Here is an 18,340-nt window from a genome sequence, read left to right as displayed (position 1 = left end):
ATTTTGCTAATTTATTATAACAATTTTTATAGTAATTTATTATTAACTTATCAATAATATATCAATATTTTTAATATTAACTCAAAATTCCTTTATCTTTTTGAATACGTTTACTTTAGCTTATACTGTTAATTTATGGATAAAATTTAAATAAAATAAATATCTTTTTTTTATCGTTTTTATTGAAATATTTGTAAAAAACTTTTTTTATTTTACTATTCTTTTTTAAATACATTTCTTTATTTTTGTTCGCATTAAACAAACATTTTGAAAGTTTAATTTTTTAACTTTTATTTTTTATATTAAAAATAAAGAAAATTTATAGTATTAACTAGACTTTTTGAAGTAAAATTTAATCTTTCCTTCATTTTAATTTTTTTCAAAATAAAAATACGTTTGTTACTTTTTGTATAACAAACGTATTTTTTATAAAATTTATATATTATTTATTTTATGTTATTAATAAAATTTTCTATTTTATTCAGTGCTATTTCTAATTCTTCCATTGAATAACAATAAGATATTCTAATATAACCTTCACCGTTACTTCCAAAAGCTGTTCCTGGTACACAGGCAACCTTTTCTTTTTCAAGCAATTTATCACAAAACTCTTCTGAAGTTAAATTAAATTTTTTTATAGATGGAAAAACATAAAATGCACCTTTTGGATTATTCACATCTACTCCCATTTTTCTTAATCTTTCCACTACATAATTTTTTCTTCTTAAAAATTCATTTTTCATAAATATAACATCATCAAATCCATATTTTAATCCTTCAATCATACCATATTGTACAATAGATGGAGCACATGAAACACCATATTGATGAACTTTCATTATCTCATTCATTATTTTTTCTTTACAAGCTATATATCCAATTCTAAGACCAGTTGCTGAAAACATCTTAGAAAACCCACTTATATATATTATTTTATCTAATATAGATTCATCTTGAGCTACTGAATAATATGTATCATATATAATTGAAGCATATATTTCATCTGTAATTACTATAATATCTTCTTTCTTTATAAACTCTACTAGCTTATCTCTTAATTCTTTATTTAAAATAGCTCCAGTTGGATTTGTTGGAAAAGACAATACTAAATATTTACTTTTAGTTTCTTTATATTTATTTATTAAATTATCTATATTTATATTAAAGTTTTCATCTAACTCATAATTATTAACTTTCCCACCAATCATTTTCACAATACTTTCATAAGCTGGGTATGCAGGGTTTGGAATTAGAACTCCATCCCCATTATTTAAAAGTGCCATAAAACAATCAAATATTGCTTCACTTCCACCAACAGTAATGCAAATATTGTTACTATTATATTTAATGTTTAAGCCATTTAAATATTTTGCTATTTCCTCTCTTAATTCCATTATTCCAGCATTTTCAGTATACACAGTTTTATTTTCATCTATAGCTCTTTTAATTCCATCTTTAACAACCTTAGGTGTATTAAAATCCGGTTGACCAAGAGTTAATGATATAGCTCCATCAACTTTCTTTACTTTATTATAAAATTTTCTTATTCCTGATATTTCTATTCCTAGTACTTTATTATTCATTAAAACTCTATCCCCTTCCTAGCTGGAATACCTTTTTGATAATAATGTTTAACTAACTTCATTTCAGTTACTAAATCTGCTTTTTCAACTATTTCTTTTGGTACATTTCTACCAGTCATTATTATTTCTACATGTTTTCTCTTTCTATCAATTATATTTATAACATCTTCAACTGTTAAAAATTTATTTTTTAATACTCCCATTATCTCATCAATAATTAGAACATCACATCTATCATCTTCTAAAAGACTTAAAAGAAAATCATAAGAAGCTTTAACTTCCTTTTTTACTTCTTCTTTTTCTTCTTCACTTAAAGTCCAAACGAAACCCCTTCTCTTTTTAAATCTAAAAATTTCAAAATTTTCTCCAAGCTCTTTTACTGTTTGAAGTTCTCCTGTTTCTCCACTTTTTAAAAATTGAATCATAATAACCTTTAAACCATTTCCATAAGCTCTAATCCCTTGACCTATTGCTGCTGTAGTTTTTCCTTTTCCATCACCTGTATATATCTGAACAAATCCTTCACTTAGTTTCAAACTTATCATCTCCTTATTAAAAATATTTTACATTAAACTTTTAATACTAGCAAATATTACTCTTTTTTACTCTAAACTCTTTTATTATTAAACTTTTTTTATTATAATTAACTTGTTATTTATAAATAATAGTAACTGTTAGAAAGGATGATATTATGGAATATAATTTAACTGATCCATATGAAATAGCTAGATTTATAAAAGAATCTAAAAAGTCAACACCTGTTAAAGTTTATATAAATGGTGACTTAAGCGAAGCAAACTTAGAAAATATAGAATGGTATGGTGCTAATGGATTTTACATATTAGCAGGTGAATCTGATTCAATACTAAAAGTTGTTTTAGATAACAAGCATTTAATTAAACACTTTAGAGTAGAAAATGATAGAAGAAATTCAGCAATTCCAATGCTTGATCTTCTTGAAGTAGAAGCTAGAATCGAACCAGGTTCAATAATTCGTGATAGAGTTAAAATTGGTAAAAATGCAGTTGTTATGATGGGAGCTGTTATTAATATAGGAGCTGAAATTGGTGAAGGAACAATGGTTGATATGAATGCTGTAATAGGTGCTCGTGGAAAACTTGGAAAAAATGTTCACTTAGGTGCCGGTGCTGTTGTTGCTGGTGTTCTAGAACCACCTAGCAAATCACCATGCGAAATTGGAGATAATGCTTTAATTGGAGCAAATGCAGTTATATTAGAAGGCGTTAAAATTGGTAAAGGTTCTGTTGTTGCAGCTGGATCTGTTGTTACTGAAGATGTTCCAGATGGAGTTGTTGTTGCAGGTTCTCCAGCTAAAATAATTAAATCAGTTGATGATAAAACAAAAGATAAAACTCAACTTCTTGATGATTTAAGAAAATAATAAAAAAGGTATTTGAATTTTCAAATACCTTTTTTAATATTAAACTGCACCTTCTTCGTGCTCACAAACCTCATCTTTTTTTACTCTTTCCATTTTAGAAATTGAAACTTCATAAGCAATTTTCTTTACTACTTCTGTTTCTGATATTTTCTTTTGATATTCTCTACTTTGTAATCTACCCCATACTTTAATATTATCTCCAACTTCTAAACTCTTGCAAAATCTTGAATTTCTTCCCCATGCAATTGTTGGAATATAATCTGACTTATTATATGCTCTGTTAACAGCTAGTAAAACATCTGCTATTTCTCTTCCAAATGGTGTAGTTCTATATACTGGTTCTTTACATATGAACCCATCTAAATATATTTCATTTGGATTTTTGCTTTTTTCTATACATGGTTCAATATTTCTAGCAAATACAGTAAGTATAAGTTTATTAGAACCATCTACAAATTTATTGTATGATCTTAATTGTCCTTCAACTATAACGTCTTTTCCTAAGCTTACATCAAAATCAGCTAATAATCTTTCTGAAATCGTTATATTAAGTAAGTCTGTTGAATCACTTAATCTTTGAACTTCTAGATTAAAAGTATAAAAACCTTCCCCATACATTTCATGACTATACTCTAATTCTGAAACTACCTTTCCTTCAAGATAAATTTTGTTGTTTAACATTAAGTTATCCATTGTAACCCCTCTCTCCCTTTATAATTAAGTATTTTATAAATTTTAATGATCCCCACACCAGTACATTTCCATTATAATACATAATTTATTGCTTTTTCAATATAATTTATTATTTTTTATGTTGTATGCCTTGAGAATCTATATAATAACTATCTTTATAAATCATTTCACCAACCTTTTTAAATGAATATCCATCCTTTTTTAGTTCACTTATTAATCTATCTAAATTTTCTACTGTATACTTTGCATTATTATGATAAAGAATTATGGATCCTTCCTTTATTTTATCTTTAACCCTTTTATATTCCTTTTCTTTTCCATCTTCTCTCCAATCTACAGAGTCTATATTCCATTGTATTGGTATATAACCCATACTTTCTACTTTTCTTAATGAATTATTCGAATAATCTCCACTTGGAAATCTAAATAAAATAGTTTTTACTCCCGTAGCTTCATATATTACTTTTTCTGTTTTAATTATTTCCTTTTCAATAAGCTCATCTCTAAGACCTGAAAAATTTGGATGTATATAACTATGATTTCCTATTTCATGACCTTTCTCATTTATAATTTTTAAATTTTTTAAATTTTCATCTGTATAATTAACCCATTTACCTATTATAAAAAATGTAGCTTTAACATCGTATTTATCTAACACATCTAATATATTCTTTAAGTAATCTTTCTCAGCCCAATTTATATCAAATGTTAAAGCTATTTCCTTCTCTTTAGTTTCTATACAATGTATAGGTAATTTTTTTTCAGTTGCTATAGTTTCTAATGATATTTTTTGATATTTTACATATACAAAACTCATAAGTAAAATTATAGCACCTATAACTAAAAAAATATTCCTTTTTCCCTTCATACCCTCTAAACCTCTATCAGTGTTATATATCATTTATATTTTATTTATAGTCACTATATTCATTATTTAAAAATTTATGCTATAATTAAAAATATATCTAGATAGATGGAGGCTTAATTATGTACGAAGAAAATTCATTAGAATTAGCAGAAAATAAATTATTGCTTTTATATATTTTAAAATCTTTAAAACATCCTATTTCTAATACACAACTTACAGAAATAGTTCTTGAAAATAGCTTTATTAACTATTTTACTCTTCAACAATACATAACAGAACTTAATGAAGCAAATTTTATAGAGTATGCTGAAGTAATGGATAAAAAATTATTAAAAGTTACAAATGAAGGTGAAGGAGTTCTTTCATTTTTTCAAGATAGAATATCCCCTTCGAAAATATCACTTATAAATGAATATATTAAGTCACATATAGATTTAATAAAAAAAGAATTAACTATACATAGCGATTATACAATTGGACAAAATGATAGCTTTATTGTAGATATTAAAGCTTTAGAAGATGATTCTCCATTGATAGAATTAAAATTACAAGTTCCTACAAAAAAACAAGCCACTTATCTTTGTAACAAGTGGCAGGAAAATCCTTCTGAAATTTATAATCAAATTATAAATCTACTTTTTGATGATTTAAATTAAACTATAATCATTGCATTAGGCTCATTTCCTATTGCAATGATTTTTAAATTTTCAAGCTCCTCATCTATTTGATATAAATTTCCATTAAAGTAATCTGTAACATATAGTTTATCTTCATGCTTCAATATTCCGTTTGGCATCCCACCTAAAAATAATCTTTTTTCTTCTTTTTCTTCTTTTTCATTTATTAAATTTATACTACCACCTTCAAAATCTGAAACATATAAAATTCCTTTATCTTCATAAATATCAATAGGTGTCTTCCCCCCTCTTATTCTACTCTCTAAATTAAAATTACTTAAAGAATAAATACTTATATATCCATTATTATCATCTTCTAAATTGCTTTCACAAACATATAGTAATTTTTTATCTTTAGATAATTTTATTTTTATAGGATAATTTCCAACCTTTATATTTCTTATAACTTTATTTTCTTTTAAATCTATAACTGTTATTGTATCTTCTAATATATTAGCACAAAAAAGCTTACTATCTTCCTCACATAATACAATACTCCCTGGCGAAATACCTGTTTTTAATTGCATTTCTATTTCTTCTTTTATTATATTGTACATTATTATTGAATTTGTTTCATTACTAGATATATAAGCGTAATCTCCATATATTTTTATATCCCTAGGTGCTGGACATATATATTTTCTATTATTCTCAACAAATGATTCTAAATCAATATTTGATATAGTCCCATCTAACTTATTCACTACAATACAATTATTTTCTTTTATATCTATAGAAATAGGTCCTATAGATTTTTTATCTATTAGCTTTAAATGTAAACTATCTATTTTAAAATTATCTATGTTTAGTTTTTTAATACAGTCGTCTATAGTATTACAAACATATATATTATTTATAGGTAACACCTCCTTAAAAGACTTACCTATATATAATATGAATTATTTATAGAATTAGCGACAAATTACACTTTATTTCTTTATAATTTACAAATATAATATACTTGTACACTTTATAATTGGAGGTAAACTTAATGTACACTTATAAAACAACTGGTGTTTGTTCAACTGAAATACACATTGATGTAGAAAATAATACAATAAAAACTGTTGAATTTGTTAGAGGATGTCCTGGAAATCTTTTTGGAATTTCTAAATTAGTAGAAGGTATGAATATTGATGATGCTATATCAAAACTTGAAGGTATAAAATGTGGCAATAAAGATACATCATGTCCTGATCAATTATCAAAGGCATTAAAAGAATATAAAAATAAAAAGTAAGCTTATTTAGCTTACTTTTTATTTATTATTTATTATTTTCCTCATATCTCCTATCATATAAAGAGAGCCAGTAACTAAAATCAAATCATTTTCTTTAGCATCTTTTAAAATTTCCTCTAACCCTTCCTTATAATCTTCAAAACTTAATACATTTTTATTTACCATTTTTATATGTTCTCTTAGTTCACTAGCAAGTTCAGCTCTGTCACTATGTGGAGTTAATGCAATTACTTTTTTACTTAATGGAACTATCTCCTTTATCATATCATCAACTTGCTTATCACTTAAAATACCAATTAATAAATACATATCATCGTAATCAAAATATTCTAGTATATTTTTTTTAAGCATTTTTATTCCTTGTATATTATGAGCTCCATCTATAACAATAAGAGGATTTTCTCTTAGTACTTCTAATCTACCTATCCATTTAGCATTAAATACACCTTTTTCAATATTATTAATATTAAAATCTTCTATTTTAGATAAAACTTCAACTGCATTTATAGCTACATTACAATTTAATACTTGATGCTCTCCTAAAAGCCTAAGCTTTAATTTATAATCTTTTTTTAATCCTTTCACTTCTATATTCTGATAAAATTTTTCTTTATTTATGCTTATTAATTTAGAATTTTTTTCGTTTACTATATAAATTTTTGAATTTTTTTCTTTTGCTATTTTTAAAATCTCTTTTTTAACGGATTCTTTTTGAGGATATAATATTAAAGGAACATTATTCTTTATAATTCCTCCCTTTTCCCTTGCTATTTCTTCAATAGTATTTCCTAATAAATTTGTATGATCTAATCCAATTGAAGTTATAACAGTTAAAATTGGACTTACTACATTAGTAGAATCAAGCCTTCCACCAAGACCAACTTCTATTACTGCATAATCAACTTTATTTTTATAAAAATACTCAAACATTACACAAGTTATTATTTCAAATTCTGTTGGATGGCTGTACCCTTCTTCAATAACTTTATCTACTGCTTCTTTTACAGTTTCTACAGAGATTGCTAAATCTTCCTTTTTAATATTTTCTTTATTTATTTGAATTCTTTCTTCAAATTCCTCCAAAAATGGTGAAGTATACATTCCTACTTTAAATCCTTCTTCAATTAATATAGAATTAATAATAGATGTAGTAGACCCCTTACCATTTGTTCCTGCTATATGTATACATTTTATTTTTTTATGCGGATTTCCCAAAATCTCTAAAATTCTTTCAGTTCTTTCAAGACCATAATTTGATCCAAAATTGCCTACTTCTTTTATATAATCCATTGCTTGTTTATAATTCATCCATCTTCTCCTGTTAATTTTATTAATAATTATAATAATATTTTATAATTAAAAGTTAATACTACAATTATATTATATTTTTCTAAATTTATCTAATAAATGACGTTTTATCATTTACATTAAATTGTTTTTTTGATATCATAAAAATAGTCGGATTAATATTTATTATTTAATAAAAAGTATTGTTAGTAAGAGGTGTTCAAAGTGAAAAATGTTGAGATTAAAAAAGACATCTACTGGGTAGGTGCATTAGATCCAGGTTTAAGAGTATTTGATATTATTATGTATACTCCATATGGAACAACTTATAATTCATATGTTGTTAAAGGAAATGAAAAAGTTGCTTTATTTGAAACTGTAAAAGAAAAATGTTTTGATGAATATTTAAAGACTCTTGAAACTTTAGATATAAAACCATCTGACATAGATTATATAGTAGTTGATCATACTGAACCAGATCATGCAGGATCAGTTGGTAAAATACTTGAGCTTGCTCCACATGCAAAAGTCGTTGGTTCAATGCAAGCAATTTCTTTCTTAAAAGAAATTATAAATAGAGATTTTGACCATATAGTCGTTAGAGATGGTGATACTTTATCTCTTGGAAATAAAACATTAAAGTTCATTTCTGCACCATTTTTACATTGGCCAGATTCAATGTACACTTATGTAGTTGAAGATAAAGTCTTAATGACTTGCGATTCATTCGGAAGCCACTACTCATGTGAAGAAGTATTTAACGATTTACTTCCTAACAAAGATCATTATTATGATGCATTAAGATATTATTATGATTGTATATTCGGACCATATAAGCAATTCGTATTAAAAGCTATCGATAAAATAAAAGACTTAGATATTGATATTATTTGTCCAGGACATGGACCTGTGCTTAGAGATAATCCATGGGAAATAGTTAAAACTTATAAAGAATGGAGTACTCCTGTAAAACCTAATATAAACGGAGACAAAAAAGTTACTATTTGTTATGTTTCAGCATATGGATATACTAAGGAATTAGCAAATCACATTGCTGAAGGTATTAAAAAAGATCATAATGTTGAAGTTAAAATGTACGATGTTATAGAACATGAAACAGCAGAAATACTTAAAGATATAGAAGAATCAGATGGTATATTATTCGGTTCTCCAACTATAGTAAATGAATTACTTCCACCAATTAGAATATTACTTGCAAACTTAAACCCTATTATTCATGGTGGTAAATTTGCTGCAGCATTTGGTTCATATGGCTGGAGTGGTGAAGCTGTTCCAAGAATAGAACACAGATTAGAAGAATTAAAAATGAAATTAGTAAATCCAGGATTAAAAGTTAGATTTAGAGCTTCAGAAAAACAAATTCAAGAAGCTATAAACTTTGGTAATAGTTTCTCTAAATCTATGTTTGGCGAAATTGATCTAAAAGCCATTGATCACGGAAAATGTGATGTTAAATAATATTTTAGATTAAAAAAGAGGCATTAGCCTCTTTTTTATTTAAATTTATATTTTCTATGAAAAAACGCTGGTAATTAAATTACCAGCGTTATAATAATTAAATTATTTTAATGTATCAATTCTGCCTTTAACAGCTTCTAACATTTCAACATATTTAACTCTCTTTTCTTTTTCACCAAGAACTACTTTTTCAGGAGCTTTAGCTACAAATCCTTCATTTGAAAGTTTTTTATCTATTCTTTCAATTTCTCCTTCTAATTTCTTAAGTTCTTTATTTAATCTTTCAAGTTCCTTTTCTCTATCAACTAAATCAAGAAGTGGCATAAATAATTCTCCACCTTTAACAACTAATGATACAGCATTTTCTGGAACTTCATTTTTGCTTTCTATAAATGAAACATTTGATGCTGATGCTAACTTCTCAATATAAGCAGCTCCATTTTTAAATGCATCTTTAGCTTCATCTGATATATAACATATAACATTTGCTTTTCTTGAAGGCTTAACATTCATTTCAGCTCTTAAATTTCTTAAGTTTTTAATAGCTTCTATTATAAATGCCATATCATTCTCGGCTTTTTTATCATTTAATTCTTCTTTATATTCTGGCCAATTAGATAAAGTTATTGTTTCTTCTTTATCATTTAAATGCGTAAATATTTCTTCTGTTATAAAAGGCATTACAGGATGAAGTAATTTAAGTCCTGATTCTAAAACATTAAATAATACATTATAAACTATACCTTTCGCCTTTTCATCTTCTCCATATAATACAGGTTTCACAAGCTCAATATACCAGTCACAGAATTCATTCCACATGAAATCATAGATTTTTTGAAGAGCTATTCCAAGCTCAAATTTATCCATATTTTCTGTAACTTCTTTAATTAAAGTATTTAAGTTTGAAAGTATCCATCTATCAGCTAAACTATATTCATTTGAATCTTTATATTTATCCATTAATTCTCTATCTAAATTCATCATTACAAATCTTGAAGCATTCCAAATTTTATTTGCAAAGTTTCTTGCTGATTCAACTCTTTCTGGATAATATCTTATATCATTTCCTGGTGCATTACCAGTAACTAACATAAATCTTAAAGCATCTGCTCCATAAGTATCGATAACTTCAAGTGGATCTACTCCATTACCTAATGATTTACTCATTTTTCTTCCTTCTGAGTCCCTTATTATTCCATGAATTAATACATTTTCAAATGGAGTTTCTCCCATATTATGTATTCCACTAAATATCATTCTAGCAACCCAGAAGAATATAATATCATATCCTGTAACTAATGTATTAGTTGGATAGAAATATTCTAAATCATCTGTTTTATTTGGCCAACCAAGTGTTGAGAAAGGCCATAGCGCTGAACTAAACCAAGTATCTAAAACATCTGTTTCCTGTTCTAAATTACTGCTATTACAAGCTTCACATGTTGTTACTTCTGATTCACTTACGTTTATATGTCCGCAATCATTACAGTACCACACTGGTATTCTATGTCCCCACCATAACTGTCTTGATATACACCAATCTTGTATATTTTCCATCCAGTTAAAGTATGTTTTATCAAATCTTTCTGGAACAAATTTTGTTTTTCCATTTTTAACAACTTCTATAGCTGGTTCTGCTAAAGATTGCATTTTTACATACCATTGTTTTGATATTATTGGTTCTATTACTGTACCACATCTATCATGTGTTCCTACATTATGGCTATGGTCTTTTACTTTAACTAATAGTCCAAGTTCTTCTAAATCTTTAACTATTGCCTTTCTAGCTTCATATCTTTCAAGACCTTCATATTTTCCACCCTTTTCATTTATGAATCCTTTATCATCCATAACTCTTATTTCAGGAAGTCCATGTCTTTTACCTACTTCAAAATCATTTGGATCATGAGCTGGAGTTATTTTTACTGCACCTGTACCAAACTCTAAATCTACATACTCATCTGCAACTATTGGAATTTCTCTATTTACTAATGGAAGTATTAAAGTTTCTCCAATAAGATGCTTAAATCTTTCATCATTTGGATTAACTGCAACTGCTGTATCTCCAAGTAATGTTTCTGGTCTTGTTGTTGCTATTTCTAAAAATCCTTCTCCATTTTTAAGAGGATAATTTATATGCCAAAAATGTCCTGCTTTTTCTTCATATTCAATTTCTGCATCTGAAAGAGCAGTTTGACACTTAGGACACCAATTTGTTATTCTATTTCCTTGATATATAAGTCCTTCATTATAAAGTTTAACAAATACATGCTTAACAGCTTTATTTAAATTTTCATCCATAGTAAATGCTTCTCTAGTAAAGTCTGCTGAACAACCCATTTTTTTAAGTTGAGTTCTTATTCTCTCTCTATATTCATCTGTCCACTCCCAAACTTTTTCTAGGAAAGCTTCTCTTCCCATTTCTTTTTTCTTTAAGCCTTGCTTAAGCAATTCATTTTCAACTTTAACTTCTGTAGCTATTGAAGCATGATCTTCTCCTGGAAGCCATAAAGTTTCAAATCCTTGCATTCTTTTAAATCTTATAAGCATATCTTGAAGTGTATTATCAAGTGCATGACCTAAGTGTAATTTACCAGTTATATTTGGTGGAGGCATAATAATGGAATATGGCTTTTTATTTTTATCTACTTTTGGAGTAAAATATTTTTTTTCTTCCCAAGTTTTATAAATTCTATCTTCAAATTCTTTTGGATTATACGTTGTCTCAATATTTCTTATATCTGACATTACAATCTCCTCCTTTAATAAATTTCTAAAAATTATTTATATTTAAGTATAATTACTATTTTTATAATTTTATATAAAGATAAATTTTTTTGCTTTTTTATAAAATAAAAAAAGAGCCTTCATCCTAAAAGGACGAAAGCTCGTGGTACCACCTTTATTCTTATAATAACTAAATATTTATTATAAGCACTTAATTCAATTAACGATTATTTTAAAACCGTCTTTAGTTACTACTATTTCACTAAAGAAGCTCCAAAGCTACCTTCAAAATATTCAGTATAAAGGGCTCTCACCTAATCCCTTTTCTCTTTGATACTTAATAAATTTACTCCTCTTTTTCTAAGCCTTTAATATATGATTTTCGTATATATATGTTATAGTAATATTTGTTTTTTGTCAAATATTTAATTTATTTTTTATTACTATCCTCTTTCATCTTTTTAAATGCAACTGAAAGCATTAATTTTATTCTATTTACTTGATTTACAACTGATGCACCTGGATCATAATCTACAGCAACTATATTAGCATTTTTATATCTTTTTTTAAGTGCTTTCATCATACCTTTTCCTGTTACATGATTTGGTAAACAAGCAAATGGTTGCATACAAACTATGTTATCAGCACCACTTTTTATAAGTTCTATCATTTCAGCTGTTAAAAACCAACCTTCTCCAGTTTGATTTCCAAGTGAAAGTATTTGTGAAGCCATCTTACCTAAATCTCTTATATTTTTAGGTGCTTCAAATCTTTCACTTTTTTCTAGAGCTTCATTCATTGATTTTCTATAACTATTCATGTATTTCATTGCTAAATTGGATAGGTTCTTTGACATCTTACTAAATGCTAAATAATCAGCTTTAAATTCACTATCGTAAGCTGAATAAAAGAAGAAATCTAAAAGATCTGGAACAACAGCTTCTGCTCCTTCACTTTCTAAAAGACTTACTATATCATTATTAGCTGTTGGATGATATTTTACTAATATTTCACCAACTACACCAACTCTAGGTTTTTTAATATCTAATAATTCTAACTCATCAAATTCTTTTATTATATTTTTAACATTTTTATTAAATTCTCTCTTGCTTCCATTTCTAACATTTTCTTTAGCAATTTTTTCCCATTTTTTATGAAGTTCATTTGCTGAACCTTTAACTTTTTCATATGGTCTAGTTCTATATAAAACTCTCATAAAAAGATCTCCATAAATAAGCGCCATTAAAGCTCTTCTTATAAGTCTTATAGTTATTTTAAACCCTGGTTGCTTTTCAAGCCCAACTGCATTTAATGAAAGTATAGGTACATTATTAAATCCAGCATTTTTCATAGCTAACTTCAAAAATCCTATGTAATTTGTTGCCCTACATCCACCACCTGTTTGAGATATTATAACAGATGTATTATTTAAATCATATTTTCCTGATTTTAAAGCCTTTATTATTTGTCCAATTACAATTATTGATGGATAACATGCATCATTATTCACATATTTTAACCCTTCTTCAACTGCACCTGGATCTGTTGATGGTAATATTTCAAGGTTATATCCAGAAGCTCTAACTGCCTCTTGTAAAATATCAAAATGTATTGGAGACATTTGTGGGCATAATATTGTATGTTTTTTCTTCATTTCTTTAGTAAATGTAGGATTTTTATATTCTATATCCTCTGTTACTGGACTATAATTATTTCTATCTCTTTCTTCAATAGCAGCTTTTAGTGATCTAATTCTTATTTTTGCAGCTCCTAAATTATTTCCTTCATCTATTTTTAATACAGTATATATCTTACCTTTTTCTTGAAGAATTTCATTTACTTGATCTGTTGTTACAGCATCTAATCCACATCCAAAAGAATTAAGTTGAATCATTTCTAACACTCTTGAATCTCTAACGTATGCTGCTGCTCTATATAGTCTTCCATGATAAGTCCATTGATCAACTACTCTTAAAGGAGCATTTAATTCACCTAAATCACAAATGCTATCTTCTGTTAATACTGCCATCCCAAATGAAGTTATAACATCTGGTATTCCATGATTTATTTCTGGATCTATATGATAAGGTCTTCCTGTAAGAACTATACCTTTTTTATTATTTTTTTCAAGATATTCAATAACTTCTTTTCCCTTATTTTTTATATCAGCTCTATATTTATCTCTTTCTACATAAGCTTTTCTAACTGCATCTTTTGCTTCATTTAATGTTATTTTAAAGTCTTTAAACTCTTCAACTATTCTTTTAACCAATACTTTTTCATTATCTAATGAGAAAAATGGTGCAATATATTTTATATTTTTTTCTTCTAATATATCCATATTATTTTTAATTACTTCTGGATATGAAGTTACCATAGGACAATTATAATGGTTAGTTGAATCACTAAATTCTTTTTTCTCATATGGTATACATGGATAAAATATTGTATCCACTCCAGATTCTATTAAACTCATTATATGACCATGCACAAGCTTTGCTGGGTAACAAGCTGATTCTGATGGTATCGTATCTATACCTTTTTCATATAATTTTTTTGAAGAAACAGGTGATGCTATCACTCTAAATCCAAGCTCTGTAAATAAAGTAAACCATAAAGGATAATTTTCATACATATTTAAAACTCTTGGTATACCAATAGTTCCTCTTTTGGCTTCTTCTTTCTTTAATGGTTTATATCCAAACGTTCTTTTAAATTTATATTTATAAAGATTTGGGACTTCATCTTTTTTTATGTGAATTCCAAGTGGTCTTTCACACCTATTACCTGATATAAATTTTTCATCTGTAGAAAATGTATTTTCAGTTAACAAGCAATTATTTCCGCATAAACCGCATCTTCTAAATTCAGATGTCATTTTAAATCCTTTTATATCTTCTTTTTTAAGTAAGCTAGATTCTTCACCTTCTACATATCTTTCTTTTGATATAAGAGCTGCTCCAAAAGCACCCATAAGTCCTGCTATATCTGGTCTTATAACTTCTCTACCTGATATCTTCTCAAAGCTTCTTAAAACTGCATCATTATAAAAAGTTCCGCCTTGAACTATTATTTTTTCTCCCATTTCTTTTTCGTCTCTAATTTTTATAACTTTATATAATGCATTTTTTATTACTGAATATGAAAGCCCTGCTGATATATCACCAACACTTGCACCTTCTTTTTGTGATTGCTTAACTCTCGAATTCATAAATACAGTACATCTTGAACCAAGATCTACAGGAGAAGTTGAAAATAATGCTTCTTTTGCAAAATCTTTAACTTCCATACCTAAAGATTTTCCAAATGTCTCTATAAAGGAACCACATCCTGATGAACAAGCTTCATTAAGTAATATACTATCTATTACTCCGCCTTTTATTCTTAAACACTTCATGTCTTGTCCACCTATATCAAGTATAAAATCAACTCCAGGTAAAAAGTATTCAGCTGCTTTATAATGGGCTATTGTTTCTATTTCTCCAAGATCCATATGAAGTGCAGATTTTATTAAAGCCTCTCCATATCCTGTAACAGTACTTTTTGCAATCTTAACCCCGTCTGGTAATTTGCTATATAAATCATTCATTATTTCTACAATAGTTTTTAATGGATTACCCTCATTACTACCATAAAATGAATATATTATTTCTCTATCTTCATTTATTAATACAACCTTTGTAGTAGTCGAACCAGCATCTATACCTAAAAATACATTTCCTCTAGTATTTTCTAAATTTCCTCTTTTAGCTTTAGCTTTATCATGTCTTTCTTTAAACTTTTCAAACGCTTCTTTATTTTCAAATAATGCTGGTAATCTTTCTATATTATCATCTTTTGCATCACTAATATGTTTAGTTTTATCAACTAATTCTTTAAAGGATATACATTCTTGTTCTTCTGATAAAAGTGCAGCTCCCATTGCTACAAATAACTGTGAATTATCTGGAAATATAATTTCATCTTCTTTTAATTGTAATGTTTCTATAAACCTTTTTCTAAGCTCTGATAAGAAATAAAGTGGCCCTCCTAAAAATGCCACATTTCCCTTTATAGGCTTACCACACGCAAGTCCACCAATTGTTTGATTTACAACAGCTTGTAACACCGAAGCTGCGATATCTTCTTTTTTAGCACCTTCATTTATTAATGGCTGTACGTCTGTTTTAGCAAAAACACCACATCTTGATGCAATTGGATATATAATTGTATGTCCTTTTGCAAGTTCATTTAATCCTTGTGCATCTGTATTTAAAAGAGCTGCCATTTGATCTATAAATGCACCTGTTCCACCTGCACAAGTACCATTCATTCTTTGTTCTATCCCATCTCTTAAATATGTTATTTTTGCATCTTCTCCTCCAAGTTCAATTGCAACATCTGTTTCTTTTATAACTTTTTCTATAGTTTCTGTACAAGCTATAACTTCTTGCACAAAGTTTACTCCAAGCCACTCTGATAATGATAATCCTCCTGAACCTGTTATAGTTACAGTAATTTTTCTATCTCCAATTTTTTCATAACATTCTTTAATTAATTGTATAATTGTATTTTTTATATCTGAAAAATGTCTTCTATACTCTGAAAAGACTATTTCATTATTAGTATTTAAAACTACTATTTTTACAGTAGTTGATCCTACATCCAACCCCATTTTATAATTATTCATTAATTACACCTACTTATCCATTTTAAATAAAACACTTATATATGTATTATATATTAACTAATTGTCAAATCAATAATAATTATATTATCACATTATTATTTATCAAAAATTTAAGGTTAAGTTAAATCTTTATTAAAATTTCAGTATATATTTGGTAAGTTTCGTATATAATATTAAAACTATGTATATAATGTAAATGTTTAATACTTTTATTCATTCACTTTTAAAAAAATAAATTTTAATTTGTTAATTTTTTTTAAATTTAAGGAGGAATATATGAATTATTTTAGCGAAGCTAATAGATTATATAATACAAAAGATTATGAAAAAGCTATAGAATTTTATCAAAAAGCTGTTGAATATAATGAAAATGAAGCATGTTCTTACTATAATTCAGGTGTTTGCTTTATAAAGCTTAAAAACTACGATAATGCTATATCTATGTTAAAAAAAGCAATAACTTTACAAAGGGATAGTAAGTATTTTTTTAATCTTGGATACTGTTATGCAATGAAAAATGAAAATAATAAAGCCTTAATATATTTCAATGTATCTTGGTCTTTAGACAACAAAGATAAAGATTGTGAAAAGGCTATTGATTTAATATTATCTAAACATAAAAAAAGTTAGAATGAGATAAACACTCCTTCTAACTTTACCACTCTCCAGCAATGCTCTTACTTTTATGATCATTATTAAAATATTTATTATCAAAGTAATTTCCTGCTGAATAAAATGTTGGATCTACATTAATCCACTTTCCTTCATTACTTAAATATACTTGATTCCATGCATGATTTATGTATTCATGTCCATTATAAGCTTTACCAATTATCATTCTAACCCTTATATTATTAGCCCTACACATCGCTACAAAAAGACATGCATAATCAAAACATATTCCTTTCCTTTCATTAAAGGCAACTATAGCTCCACTACTATTTAAACTACTATTTTGAATATTTTCTGCCTTTCCAAAATCATACTTTATATTACTTCCAATCCATTTATAAAGCTCTTTGGCCTTTTCTCTATCTGTTTTTAAGCCTTTTGTTATTTTTATAGCCTTACTATCTATAAAATTGTTAGATTCTATCCCCTCATCTAAAGTTACACCATTATAATAAATTATTGTTTTTAATGAATTATCTTCAAATAATCCATTTTTTATTTTATCTACAGTTTTATTATCAATAGAAGATGCTATTTTACTATAAATATTTAGTTTATCAAAAAAATTTATTTCAAATTTTTTATCAACTAATCCATTATAAAAGATTATTCCTATTAAAAGGCTTATAACTATTAAAAAACCTCTTAAAATACCAAGAAAGGAACTTAATGTTATAAGTAATGCTTTTTGAGAATTTGAATTTCCATTAAATTCAAAATTAAAAAACATTCTATCTATAAAATTTAATATAAAATATATAATACACTTTATAGTCCAAAATATTATTATAAATCCTATTAATCTAAATAATACTAACAAACTTTTCCCACTATAAATATTAGATAAAATTATACTTACTCTCTCGTAAAAATAATTATAAAAATAAAATATTATAAAAAAGCTTAAAATACTTGATGAACTTCCTATTATAGAATTTTTCACATAAAAAAGACTTTTATTTAAAAATGAATCCTTTATACTTTTTAATGTAATCATAAAAATTATAGTAAAAATAACTAATTCAGGTAGAGTAAAATTCATA

Annotated in this window: 14 protein-coding genes and 1 other annotated feature; of the genes, 5 read left to right on the top strand and 9 right to left on the bottom strand. The window is 26.5% G+C overall.

The window, feature by feature from the left end; genetic code table 11:
- Positions 1-446: 446 nt before the first annotated feature.
- Positions 447-1,583: a pyridoxal phosphate-dependent aminotransferase gene (locus AC4FQW_RS01375; RefSeq protein ID WP_491146859.1), complete on the bottom strand. Its 1,137-nt coding sequence runs from the start codon at positions 1,581-1,583 to the stop codon at positions 447-449.
- Positions 1,583-2,128: a cob(I)yrinic acid a,c-diamide adenosyltransferase gene (locus AC4FQW_RS01370; RefSeq protein WP_491146858.1), complete on the bottom strand. Its 546-nt coding sequence runs from the start codon at positions 2,126-2,128 to the stop codon at positions 1,583-1,585. Before AC4FQW_RS01370 ends, AC4FQW_RS01375 begins: the two co-directional genes overlap by 1 nt.
- Positions 2,129-2,274: 146 nt before the next feature.
- On the opposite strand from AC4FQW_RS01370, the gene dapD reads away from it, so the two are divergent.
- Positions 2,275-2,985, top strand: a complete 711-nt coding sequence (gene dapD / locus AC4FQW_RS01365) for a 2,3,4,5-tetrahydropyridine-2,6-dicarboxylate N-acetyltransferase (RefSeq protein WP_303127492.1) — start codon at positions 2,275-2,277, stop codon at positions 2,983-2,985.
- A gap of 39 nt (positions 2,986-3,024) precedes the next feature.
- On the opposite strand, the gene AC4FQW_RS01360 is transcribed toward dapD, so the two are convergent.
- Together AC4FQW_RS01360 and AC4FQW_RS01355 are read right to left on the bottom strand one after the other, a co-directional pair.
- Positions 3,025-3,678 (bottom strand): single-stranded DNA-binding protein, encoded by a 654-nt coding sequence (locus tag AC4FQW_RS01360; protein ID WP_303127495.1) that lies wholly within the window; start codon positions 3,676-3,678, stop codon positions 3,025-3,027.
- A 109-nt stretch (positions 3,679-3,787) separates the two neighbouring features.
- Complete coding sequence (locus AC4FQW_RS01355) at positions 3,788-4,546, bottom strand: polysaccharide deacetylase family protein (protein WP_491146857.1); 759 nt, start codon at positions 4,544-4,546, stop codon at positions 3,788-3,790.
- Positions 4,547-4,665: 119 nt separating this feature from the next.
- Between AC4FQW_RS01355 and AC4FQW_RS01350 the strand changes: the two genes are divergently transcribed.
- The gene (locus tag AC4FQW_RS01350; protein WP_303127505.1) at positions 4,666-5,202 is read left to right on the top strand and encodes a DUF4364 family protein; all 537 of its coding nucleotides are present in this window, start codon (positions 4,666-4,668) and stop codon (positions 5,200-5,202) included.
- On the opposite strand, the gene AC4FQW_RS01345 is transcribed toward AC4FQW_RS01350, so the two are convergent.
- The gene (locus AC4FQW_RS01345) at positions 5,199-6,089 is read right to left on the bottom strand and encodes a YncE family protein (RefSeq protein WP_491146856.1); all 891 of its coding nucleotides are present in this window, start codon (positions 6,087-6,089) and stop codon (positions 5,199-5,201) included. The genes AC4FQW_RS01350 and AC4FQW_RS01345 overlap by 4 nt on opposite strands.
- 125 nt (positions 6,090-6,214) lie before the next feature.
- Between AC4FQW_RS01345 and AC4FQW_RS01340 the strand changes: the two genes are divergently transcribed.
- On the top strand, positions 6,215-6,463 hold the full coding sequence (locus tag AC4FQW_RS01340) for a TIGR03905 family TSCPD domain-containing protein (protein ID WP_303127509.1): 249 nt from the start codon (positions 6,215-6,217) through the stop codon (positions 6,461-6,463).
- Between the two features lie 18 nt (positions 6,464-6,481).
- Here AC4FQW_RS01340 and AC4FQW_RS01335 read toward each other — a convergent pair whose 3' ends face one another.
- Entirely contained in the window at positions 6,482-7,771 is a 1,290-nt protein-coding gene (locus AC4FQW_RS01335) for a bifunctional folylpolyglutamate synthase/dihydrofolate synthase (protein ID WP_491146855.1), read from the bottom strand.
- Positions 7,772-7,975: 204 nt separating this feature from the next.
- Here AC4FQW_RS01335 and AC4FQW_RS01330 point away from each other — a divergent pair, with 204 nt between their 5' ends.
- The gene (locus AC4FQW_RS01330; protein ID WP_303127512.1) at positions 7,976-9,229 is read left to right on the top strand and encodes an FprA family A-type flavoprotein; all 1,254 of its coding nucleotides are present in this window, start codon (positions 7,976-7,978) and stop codon (positions 9,227-9,229) included.
- A 102-nt stretch (positions 9,230-9,331) separates the two neighbouring features.
- On the opposite strand, the gene AC4FQW_RS01325 is transcribed toward AC4FQW_RS01330, so the two are convergent.
- Both AC4FQW_RS01325 and AC4FQW_RS01320 read right to left on the bottom strand, forming a co-directional pair.
- The gene (locus AC4FQW_RS01325) at positions 9,332-11,977 is read right to left on the bottom strand and encodes a valine--tRNA ligase (RefSeq protein ID WP_491146854.1); all 2,646 of its coding nucleotides are present in this window, start codon (positions 11,975-11,977) and stop codon (positions 9,332-9,334) included.
- Between the two features lie 125 nt (positions 11,978-12,102).
- Positions 12,103-12,328 (bottom strand) — a binding site (T-box leader).
- Between the two features lie 58 nt (positions 12,329-12,386).
- Positions 12,387-16,625 carry an acyl-CoA dehydratase activase-related protein gene (locus tag AC4FQW_RS01320; RefSeq protein ID WP_491146853.1) on the bottom strand — a complete coding sequence of 1,413 codons (4,239 nt, stop codon included), beginning with the start codon at positions 16,623-16,625 and terminating at the stop codon, positions 12,387-12,389.
- A gap of 276 nt (positions 16,626-16,901) precedes the next feature.
- On the opposite strand from AC4FQW_RS01320, the gene AC4FQW_RS01315 reads away from it, so the two are divergent.
- Positions 16,902-17,255 (top strand): tetratricopeptide repeat protein, encoded by a 354-nt coding sequence (locus AC4FQW_RS01315; protein WP_303127520.1) that lies wholly within the window; start codon positions 16,902-16,904, stop codon positions 17,253-17,255.
- Between the two features lie 25 nt (positions 17,256-17,280).
- Here AC4FQW_RS01315 and AC4FQW_RS01310 read toward each other — a convergent pair whose 3' ends face one another.
- On the bottom strand, positions 17,281-18,339 hold the full coding sequence (locus AC4FQW_RS01310) for a transglutaminase-like domain-containing protein (protein ID WP_491146852.1): 1,059 nt from the start codon (positions 18,337-18,339) through the stop codon (positions 17,281-17,283).
- Position 18,340: the final 1 nt, after the last annotated feature.

This window comes from Clostridium sp. TJA085, from assembly GCF_058310235.1.
The sequence above is the reverse complement of the archived record's forward strand: the minus strand, read 5'-3'. Positions and strand labels throughout refer to the sequence as shown.